Below are 1,268 nucleotides of genomic sequence, written 5' to 3' on the forward strand. Positions count from 1 at the left end.
TATTCAGAAACAAAAACAAGGCAAAGAAGGGTGTCCAGCCCCCTTGTTATGGGCCAGTTGGCGTAAGGGTTTCTGGAACCGGTGGCCGCATACTGAGCGCCTGATGAGGCCTGATACGATTGTACTGTCTGAGCCAGGTATTGATAACGGTTTGAGCCTGATCGAGTGAGGTGAACCACTCGGCATTCAGGATTTCGCGGCGCAGGGTTCCATTGAAGCGCTCATTGTATCCGTTCTCCCAAGGGCTCCCCGGATAGATGCGAAGCGGCTTGATCCCGACCTTGGTTAGCCAGTCTTGCAATCCTTCGGCAATAAACTCCGGGCCATTGTCAGACCGGATATGATCAGGCTTTCCATGCCTGAGCAGGAGCGGATAGAGCGCCTCCAGAACATCAGCTGAGCCCATCCTGGCACGGACATGTACACACAGTGCCTCGCGGGTGTATTCATCGAGCACGGTCAGCATCTTGTAGGGTCGGCCGGAGCTCAGCTTGTCATGCACGAAGTCGACGCTCCAGATATGGTTCTGGTATTGTGGTCTGAGGCGGATGACAGAACTATCCTTGTGGTAGAGCCGTTTGCGTTTCTTATGGCGCTGTGGGAGCTGCAGGCCTTCCTCACGCCAGATCCGCTCGACCTTCTTGTGATTGACCCGCCAGCCTTCGAGGCTCAGCAGCCTGGCGATTTTACGATAGCCGTAGCGGCCATACTGTTTGGCGAGCCGGATCAGCGCCAAGCGTAAAGCCTCGTCCTCGTCTGCCTTACGCGCTTTGTACTGCTGTGTAGAGCGCGCCATGCCGACCGTTCTGCAGGTGCGCCGCTCAGAGGTGTCGAGCTTCTGGCGCACATGGATCACGGCCTGACGCAGATCGGCTGGCTTCAGGCCTTTGGCTTTACATAATCAAGCGTCTCTTTGAGGATCAGCTTGTCCAACTCCAGGTCGGCCACGATCCGTTTGAGCCGGGCGTTCTCCTTCTCCAGAGCTTTCTTCTCCGCCAGTTGGGACTTACTCACACCGCCAAACTTCTTACGCCAATTATAGTAAGTCGCATCAGACACCCCTGCCTTGCGACAGGCGCCCATTACATCCAGACCGTCCGCCAGAGACAGCTCGATCTCACGTAACAATCGCAGAACGTCCTCATCCGAATACCGCTTCCGAGCCATCTTCAATCCTTCCTGAAACGCCAAAATTACTAAGATCAATTTGGCCCAGGTTTAAGGGGGAAGGACACCTTGGTCTGCCCCCACGAAAGTGGTCCATTATT

The 1,268-nt window shown here is 55.3% G+C and carries 1 pseudogene; it reads right to left on the bottom strand.

The window, feature by feature from the left end:
* Positions 1-46: 46 nt before the first annotated feature.
* Positions 47-1,167: pseudogene (locus tag HY26_RS01610) on the bottom strand (IS3 family transposase).
* Positions 1,168-1,268: the final 101 nt, after the last annotated feature.

It is taken from the genome of Hyphomonas sp. GM-8P (assembly GCF_003263315.1).
Classification (GTDB): Bacteria; Pseudomonadota; Alphaproteobacteria; order Caulobacterales; family Hyphomonadaceae; genus Hyphomonas.